The organism is Sphingorhabdus buctiana (assembly GCF_042680825.1).
Lineage (GTDB): Bacteria > Pseudomonadota > Alphaproteobacteria > Sphingomonadales > Sphingomonadaceae > Sphingorhabdus_B > Sphingorhabdus_B buctiana.
This window is the reverse complement of record NZ_JBHUEL010000001.1, coordinates 78,057-86,542: the sequence shown is the minus strand read 5'-3', so window position 1 is coordinate 86,542 and position 8,486 is coordinate 78,057. Positions and strand designations below refer to the sequence as shown.

At 53.7% G+C, this 8,486-nt stretch carries 6 protein-coding genes and 1 pseudogene; all 7 read right to left on the bottom strand.

Annotated features, from left to right (window positions below):
- Positions 1–41: 41 nt before the first annotated feature.
- Positions 42–1,073, bottom strand: coding sequence for a glycosyltransferase family 2 protein (locus ACFSAG_RS00425; RefSeq protein ID WP_381510492.1), 1,032 nt, complete (start codon positions 1,071–1,073; stop codon positions 42–44).
- 125 nt (positions 1,074–1,198) lie between these two features.
- Positions 1,199–1,678, bottom strand: a complete 480-nt coding sequence (locus ACFSAG_RS00420; protein ID WP_381510490.1) for a DUF2141 domain-containing protein — start codon at positions 1,676–1,678, stop codon at positions 1,199–1,201.
- A 58-nt stretch (positions 1,679–1,736) separates the two neighbouring features.
- Positions 1,737–3,062 carry a lipopolysaccharide biosynthesis protein gene (locus ACFSAG_RS00415; protein WP_381510489.1) on the bottom strand — a complete coding sequence of 442 codons (1,326 nt, stop codon included), beginning with the start codon at positions 3,060–3,062 and terminating at the stop codon, positions 1,737–1,739.
- Complete coding sequence (locus ACFSAG_RS00410; RefSeq protein ID WP_381510487.1) at positions 3,055–4,257, bottom strand: hypothetical protein; 1,203 nt, start codon at positions 4,255–4,257, stop codon at positions 3,055–3,057. The genes ACFSAG_RS00415 and ACFSAG_RS00410 overlap by 8 nt, the downstream gene beginning before the upstream one ends.
- The gene (locus ACFSAG_RS00405; protein WP_381510485.1) at positions 4,254–5,843 is read right to left on the bottom strand and encodes an HAD-IB family hydrolase; all 1,590 of its coding nucleotides are present in this window, start codon (positions 5,841–5,843) and stop codon (positions 4,254–4,256) included. Before ACFSAG_RS00405 ends, ACFSAG_RS00410 begins: the two co-directional genes overlap by 4 nt.
- A gap of 82 nt (positions 5,844–5,925) precedes the next feature.
- Positions 5,926–6,030 (bottom strand): annotated as a pseudogene (locus tag ACFSAG_RS00400) (PEP/pyruvate-binding domain-containing protein); the annotation flags it as partial.
- A 420-nt stretch (positions 6,031–6,450) separates the two neighbouring features.
- The gene (locus tag ACFSAG_RS00395) at positions 6,451–8,436 is read right to left on the bottom strand and encodes a TonB-dependent receptor (protein WP_381510483.1); all 1,986 of its coding nucleotides are present in this window, start codon (positions 8,434–8,436) and stop codon (positions 6,451–6,453) included.
- Between the last annotated feature and the right edge of the window lie 50 nt (positions 8,437–8,486).

The window sequence follows — 8,486 nt, the reverse complement described above, 5'->3', positions numbered from 1 at the left end:
CCCAATAGATGAGGCCAAGGCTCCACTAATTTACGCAGCCATCAGTGCCAAATGTTCTGACGACGGACAAACAGAAAGTAGTGCAACATTAAGTAGCGTACGAGGCGAAGCCGTTTTAGATAGTGCCCCGTCAACTGCTCGAAAGAAATTGGCGAACATGCTTCCCATAACGAGCATAGCTTAGTCATCCTTTCGGGCATTGATATCGATGCCAGATCATCCTGCTGCGCTCGCATCATCCGGATAGCGGTTTTCGTAAACTCCTTGGCGCAATAATCAGCCACGTAATAATCAATCGAAGCATCGCGGCTGATGAGGCATTTATTTAGCTGATCCTTGTAACCTAGAAGAGCGCGCGCTAAATCATGGTGCTTCATTTCATCGAAAACATCAGGCTGTCGCTTTACGCTATCCATTATGCTGCCCCTTCGTTGCCGGTAATGGACCCACGGTTCAGGAATGTAGTAAAAGTTTTTCGTGCGCAGGAGCAGCAAGGGCGTAGTCGCAATGTCTTCAAAGACCCGGCCGACTGGGAAGCGTAAGTCGTCTCCCCAAATCAGCCGTTTACTAACTCGAACGCAGCAGTACATTTTCCGGCTTTTGAAAACACCTCGAATTAATTGTCTTTTGTCGTCTGATAGCCGCCTCGCTGGACCGAAAAAGGCGCGTCGCTTCCAGAAGCGGTTCTTGCGGTAATCGCACAATATCATATCGGGATCATGACGCCCAACGACTGAGCGCAGTTTTTCGATAGCTCCTGTGAGGATGTAGTCGTCGGGATCAATGAACCAGACAAACTTGCCGCGCGCCTCATCAAGCAACCGATTGCGTGCGGCGCTCACGCCTAGGTTTCGGTTGTGGCATACAAGCTTTAACTGTTGCGAAAACTGCGCACATAGTCGCTCTGCAAGGCCACGAGAGCCATCAGTCGAGCCGTCGTCAACGATGATGATTTCGATGCCGGCATCGTCAGAAGCTTGCTGAACAATGGAGTGGATGCACTCAGAGAGATAGGATTCAACATTGTAGACAGGTAAAAGGATGCTCAACCATGGGCCCGAAGAATCTTTCATATTTTTCTTGGGATCAAGGCAATAACATGGAGCACGGAGCCTGTTTGGGGAGTTCTTCAACGGATCATTGCTTGAAAAAGCGCTAACGCACTTTGAAGTATCATCGGGCATAGTATTTCGATTCACTACTTACTGCCGCTAAAATATTGTACGGCAATGGTCGCAGATGCGGCTCGATCGCCTACTTTAATCTGAACTTTTTCCGCACGCGGCTTCTTTTTGAGAACGACATCGAGCGCCGACACCTTCGGGTTTCCCGATACGCCGGCCCCATCGGCTGTGTCCGATTTCCCATTGCCATTGGTGTCGTGCCGGACATCAACGGCATAAATCCCCGGGCGGGGGACCATGATACAATATTCAACACTTCCACTGTCGGGCGTCGCAAATTCAACGCGTTGAAGAGCGAAGCGCTTGTCAAAATAGGTCTTCGGGTCTCCGCTGAACAGCCGAAGGCGAACCGTTCCTTTCCTGTGCTTCAAGCCGGTAATGACCACATGAATTGCGGGTCCGGAACTTGCCGAGCAGGCCCCGTTCTGAGCTGCCAAAGGGGTGGCTGATAGTGCCGCAATCGCGACTAAGGCTGCAATAGCTGAGTTTCTCATCTAGACTTAGATTCCTGTTTAACTGTTTTCCGGCACGACATTGTCGTACCGAGTGGCATCACCCCGTATGTCCCTGTTCACGCGTGCATCGCCAAAGAAGCAGGCCAAGCAACCCGCTCGCGAGAATAGACTGGATCACGGCGTGCATTCCTGCGCCTTCCAGACCCCACGCCGCTGTCAGCAGCGGGAGCAACGGCAACAGTCCCAGGCTGGTGATGATGTTGGACGATACTGATAAGCCAGGTCGCCCCAGCGCGATCAGAGCGGCACTTGTCGGTGGTCCGCTGAGCGCCAAGACCCGGGCCAAGGCAAGCCAGATCATCACGCTGGCTGCTGCTGCAAACGCCGGACCTGCAATCAGTATGCTGATCTGTTCGGAGAAGAACGCAAGAATCAGCATGATTGGCAGCGCCGCGAGAAAAGATATGCCCACGCATCGCATCAATGCGTGACGGATATTCTTGCCCGACGCGCCGGTTGCAACGAGCTTTGCAAGTTCGGCATACGCGGCTTGACCCAGGATCTGTGCAGGCTGGGCGATGACCACCGTCGTGCGGTGAGCAATCGAGTATAATCCAGCAGCCGCAGGTCCTAGCACCCATCCCATCACCAGCGGTGTGATGCGGTTCACCAGCTCGCTGAGCATGATATCGGTGTTGGCGGAGATGGTGAAACGCAGCAGGCCCGGATGTTCATTTCGAACATCGGTTAGTTTACCCAGCAACGGCTGATCGGCCATATGGCGTCGCGCCAAATATATGCCCAAAAGCCAAAGGCTAATCCCTTCAGTCAGCGCGGCGATCAACCATGCAATGATGAACCCGCTCAACCCCCAGCCGAATGCGACGACGACGAGCGTACCGATCAGGCGCATTATGGGTGTTATGATATTATGAGCGCCCAATATGTCGAACCGGCGCAATATCTGAAGATAGCCTCCTGGGGTTGCGCGCACCGTGGCCAGAACAGCTAGACTGTAAGGTATGGCTAGCATCTGCGCTTGCGCGGTCCAGCCGAGATACCCACCGACAATCGGCGCTAGCAAAGCTGCTACGCAGACCGCCAATACGCCGACGGCAATTTCGATGGCACCGACAAAGCGAAGGAGCCGGATCAGCTTTGCCTCGTCACCGTCTGCCAATGCCAATACGCCGTAGCGAACGATGGCATGCCATCCCGGGAAAGCAATGAGGCCTCCTACGAACATGGCATAATAATTGATCAGGACCAGTACGCCGTAGCCTTCAGGACCGAGGACCCGGGCTGCAATGGCGATATAGACAAGACTGATCACTCCGGCCGCAGCTTTGCCACCAAGCAGCAGCCCCAGATTTCCGTAAATGCGCCGGACTATGCCGCGATGCTGGAGTGCGGCCTCATCCATGACCGATGATTTCGGCGATAGCTCGCGCGGCGCGGTGCGACGATGGCTCGCTGGTTAGTTCAAACGTGTAATCGAACAATGTCTTCTGCGCTGCTATATACATAGCACGATGGAGCGCGTCGGCCCGATCCAATGCAAGTCCCAGCTGATCGACCGTCCGAATGACTTCCCCTGCCCGCCAATGAGCGTAATTCGGATCATCCTTGAAATCCGTTCCCTGGCTATCGATGAATATGGCAGGGCGTGGGCAACGCAAAAACTCGTAGATCTGGCTACTCACGTCGCCCAGATAGATGTCGGCGGCATTCGTGTATGTCATATCTGTGGAAGCAACACTGCCCAAGTCGATATGAATATTGGGTGCCTCGAGATATTTTTTGTCCAGTTTGCCAGGAAATGCCACACGAAACTTGTCCACGGTAAAAACAACGCGCCGCTGGAACAGCATGACATGTGGCGCGAATATCAGATTATATTGGGGATTTGTAATAAACCAATCGAGTATTTCGCGGCCGTGTTTAAACCAGGACGAGAGATGCGGCGACAGGTGGGGATTGTAGATGATGGTGGGATTGCCATTGCACTGAAATGGAAGTTTTTCTCGGTCAGCCTTCGCGGCGTCAAATTTCGGGTAGCCGACAATTTTTATTTTATTCGGCGTCACTCCAGCATCCGCAATCAGACGGTCGCGAATTTTTGCACCGGATGCCAGGATGTGATCAAATTTCGCGGTTGAAGCGCCGAAGCCGATAGCGCGGTCGCCCGCACCATGGTCGATCAGGATCATCTTGAGTCTTGTAAGGCCGAAATGCTGTTTCAATATCAAGGATGTGCGCTCGGTGACCACCAGAGCGTCTAGCGCCCTGAAATATGCCAGATTGTCGCGGTACAGGAGCACCTTCGCAGCGGGCACCAATTTCCCAAGCGCGTTGGTCAAAAGCCGCGAGCCGGCGGTGTGAATTCCCAGCCTCTTCACTTCCAAATTTGCCGGAAAATTTGAACCCAAAAGACGTTTCACCTCATGTTCAATGCGAGTGTTCGTAACAGCCAAGCTGATCAACGCATTGGGTAATCTGGCGGCGAGCGCGTTGGCCACCGGTAAGCTGTGGGCAATCTGGTGTATTTGGTCGTGATTGAATAAAAACCCGATTCTAAGCAGGGCCGTCTCCGCTTTACGCCATGTGCCAATATTCACGTCCAAAATTTTATCCGCCAGTTCTGAGCAAGCGCATATTTGAACAGTTTTATGGATGGATTGACAGCGATCGGTTCGTCGGCCCAGTCAAACATTGGTAGGTCGGAAATGTGGTCCGAATAGAATCTGATGTGAAGATTTTCGCGCTTTAAGCCTTTTGCGCGCAGATGACGCTCAACCATTTCGCGCTTGGCCGAACCATAGCAATTTGTCCCATCAATTTTCGGTGTGAGCTTCCCATCCTTCCAAAGCGACGGTGTGGCCACAACGTCTTCAATACCTAGCCGCTTGGCAAGAGCATGTGCATAAAATCCGTTGGCTGCAGTTGCCAGTATCACGCGGTGCCCGGCAGCGCGCTCCCGCTCGATCGTCGCGCGGCCCTCGTCGAACAGTCCGCTAACCACCAAGCGGTCAGCAAAATGTCCGACTTCACGATCAATTACCGATTGCTTCAAACCGCTCCCCAGCAGGAGCCACTGCTCAATTTCTTTGACCCGCTTGCGCGAGTAAAATTTGCACAAATAACCGAGCATGGCCAGAATGACAAAGGGCGCCATCAACAATCGCCATGGGGCAACACGCCACGAAATATACGCGAGCAATGCCGTATATGTAGGTTGCCTAGTCAACGTCCTGTCCAGATCGAAGATTGAGACCTGTTTCAGCGCGCCATTACTGAAGGCGGTGCTTTTTTCTCCGGTCTTGGCTCGTTCGCGCAAGATGCTTTCGACCTGACTGTGGTCGCTTATTTTATCGACATCGATTGCGGCCTCAGCTTGCCGCAGCAAAACCAGAGACGCTTTGACACCGAGCTTTCGTCCGGCAGATTGGAGGGCGGCCGGAAAACTGATCGTCCGCGCCAGCGCACGCAGCGCCAGAACGGGCCCGAAATGCCAAAAAAGTTTAAGCGCCTGCTTTCGGTCTTGTTCGGCTTTTGACCATAGTTCGAGGGCCTTGATTGTGGCTGGAGTTTTCAGTGCAAAGAGGTTTGCCCCTGAAAATGCACCGTGGCGAAACTTCAGCCACGTGCGTTTGGACATCGGGTAACGTTGCATGACGGTGCGGCGCTCGACTGCTGCCACAGCCAAATCGGACGTTCCGACCCCTTTGATAAACTCGCTGACCATCGCAGGCGTCAGCAAGGGATGGTCTGCGGTCGTGATCAGGATTGGCCAGGTCAAAGGTGGTTTGCCAATGACCGAAGAAATGCTGTGGGCGATACCGCCAACGCTTTCAGCAAAGATCACTCGCTCGCTGTCGATAAGGCCTCTTGTGCCGGGTCCGCAGACCATCGAGCGGTCCTGGGCCAGAATGACAATTTTACCAATTTGAGGAGTCGCCAGAAGTGTTTTGAGCACATATGTCCACATTGGCTTGCCGTTGATCGGAATGCTCGCCTTGCCGCCGGTGCCAAAATGCTTGGCTAGCGGGTCGGGTCCAGGACGCTGTCCCGCCAAAAGTATGACATTCCAGATTGTGTTTTCAGGATGTCCGAGCGCGTTACTGGTGCCAGCGGCACGCGGGAAGTCGAGCGCAGCCAAGCACTGCTTCGTGTCATCAAATGGAAATCTTACCTTGATATCCATAACTATCTGTCCGTCGTCAGAACATTTGGCACTGATGGCTGCGTAAATTAGTGGAGCCTTGGCCTCATCTATTGGGTTGATATTAGGCGGCGATCTTGCGGTGTTGCAAGCGCCGATATTCGATGGTCTGTCGTTTTATCCTTTCGCGTTGTTGGATGATGGCTTGCGCCCTGCCGAAGTAGCCATCAATATTACGTATTTTTTCATTTTGAAACTCCCTTGATTGACGAAAATATCTTTGCTCCTCCCGCGTCCCAGATATTCTGGATCCAAGCCAAGTTTTTCGCTGTACAGAGTGCCCATCGTTTTTCTGACTTCATCTCTCGTTCGCATTAATCACATATAGTCGTCATTTTTCAAGCAGAATATCGCAGCAGTATAGGATATGTAGGGCCGCTGCTACCGGATGTAGCGGGCGTCTCATGCCGGTTGAAGCCGCATTCATGATATTCGGGAAAAGATAACAAGCACGGATATAATTAATGCCTGCTTCGCTCAGTGAACTGCTTTAAAATAATTCGTTATGGACCGTTCACGTTCTCGCATTGGCCATGCTGTCGATTGTTATCAGGCAGTTTATCGCTTGAGCTTGGGCGCCGGACGCGCTTCAAAAGCCAAATGAAATTCCTACACGCAGCGACCGCGGCCGGAGCGGGGTAATTTGATCGCCAAGCGATGCGGTAAAGGGATTTCCAAAAGCGAAGCTGTTTTTCCGGGCATTGAAAACATTGGTGATATCGAGGGTCAGTTGCCAGTTTTCAGAGCGCAACAATGCCGCCAGATCGGTTTCGACATATTCGCCCTGCTCCAATAATAATGGCGGTAAGGTTCCGACATTCGAACCGCTTCGATAACGCATAATCGCATCGGTCTGAAAGGTGAGATCGTCCGATAGCTTGCGGGCCCAGCGCGCAGATAGCCTGCCGCCATAACGTGGGATATTTGGCAGTGGGATATTGTCGAGACCCATTAATTCGGCGCTGGGACTGTCGAGGCGGCTTTGGTTCACAAACGCAGCTCCCTCGAAGGATAATTCTTGATCGGGGCGCCAGTTGATCGCTGCTTGCACGCCGTCGATATGTCCGTGTCCGATATTAAGCGTTGTCGGCAGTCCAATGGCATCTAGCAAATCCGCCTGAATGTCGCTCCAGCCTGTGTGAAATATGGCTGCAGAGCCCGATATTGGCGTGCCGGATAGTGGGGCCGCATCGCCAAATCTAACGCCGCCCTCAACAGTGTAGATTTGATCGGACTGAAAACGGTTGGTACTACCGGCCGGATCTATAGCAATCCCGCCACTTCGAAAACCGGTTTGAACGCGGGCAAATGCCTGGAGCCGGCCATGCGGCCGCCACGAGAGCGCAGCAGTAGGCAGAACGCGCCACTGCCGGCGCGTGGGTTCAGCTTCGTTGCCAAGGATCTCGCCTGACACCTGGGCGCGAACGATCCTGCTGCCTCCGGTAATCGACAATCGTTGGCTGACGGGAACGGTGGCTTCGCCGAACAAAGCGATCTCGCTCTTCTCGCTTTGGACCGAACTGATGCGCGGCGGATCGGGCAATGCACCCAAAAATTGCTCCGTTCGGTCGCGGCTATCGGTATAGCCGATACCCCCTACCCAGCTTATCCAGGCTCCGGGCCGCGACGACAGCCGCGTTTCATGCACCAGCATCTTGTACCGGCTCATTCGGTCGAATGCAGTGCCCGGCCCTGCTACACGTGCAGGATCGAAACGTTCATCAAGTATATGATTGATGATGCTAAAGCTCGAGGTCAGTTCGAAGTCACGCCAGCTTTTGCCAATGACGACATTCAGTCCGCGAAAGTCATTGTCATGTGGCTGGCTGATCGCTGCATTGTGGCTCAGTTTCGGCAGACCGCGCTGGGCATATTGCCCATCACCTGTGTCGAGATTTTGAATGACGCCCATCGCCGAAAGCCGCCAGTCATCGCCGGGATCGATCTCGAGCGAGATACGGGCTCCATCGATGGTGGTTCGGTTGGTGTTCCGCTGGCCCAATTGCGGATTGTCGATATAACCACCTTCAACCTGTTCATAGCCAACAATACGCAGCGCGACCCGGTCCTTCCACAGTGGAACATTGATCATGCCTTCGGCGTCATAACCCCGTGCACCCCGATAAGTATGTGTTGAGCCGAGACTTGCCCGCGCCTCGAAATTCTCGAGATCCGGGCGATTGGGCATAATCCGGACAATGCCGCCGAGCACGCCCGCTCCATAAAGGGTCCCTTGCGGCCCTTCTATGATTTCGATCCGCTCGACATCATAGAAGCGCAGATCAGGATCAGGAGCGTTATAGGTCAACCGCATATCGCCGAGATAAAGGCCAACTGTGGATTGGGTCGGCCCCGAAAAGCTGCTGTCAGAGATGCCCCTGATGAACAGCTTGTTACGTCCTGGCCCGAGGTTGGTCGATGATAGTTCAGGGAGCCTTCCCACAAGCGCGGCGGTTCCGCGCTCAGCGTTGAGGCCGGGAGCGCCGATCTGCTCGACGCGTGCGGTCCCTGGATAACGCGATAGCGGTTGGCCTTGCTTGCTGGCTGTAACAACAATTTCCTTAGGCTCGGCCAAAGGTTCAGGCGCGCGATCGGCTGGAGGGTTTGGCTTTGCTCGAGGCTTCG

What these genes read in the sequence shown, in the direction of transcription:
- ACFSAG_RS00415 (WP_381510489.1), bottom strand. Translation starts at nt 3,062, where the DNA reads ATGGATGAGGCCGCACTCCAGCATCGCGGCATAGTCCGGCGCATTTAC.
- ACFSAG_RS00425 (WP_381510492.1), bottom strand. Translation starts at nt 1,073, where the DNA reads ATGAAAGATTCTTCGGGCCCATGGTTGAGCATCCTTTTACCTGTCTAC.
- ACFSAG_RS00405 (WP_381510485.1), bottom strand. Translation starts at nt 5,843, where the DNA reads ATGGATATCAAGGTAAGATTTCCATTTGATGACACGAAGCAGTGCTTG.
- ACFSAG_RS00420 (WP_381510490.1), bottom strand. Translation starts at nt 1,678, where the DNA reads ATGAGAAACTCAGCTATTGCAGCCTTAGTCGCGATTGCGGCACTATCA.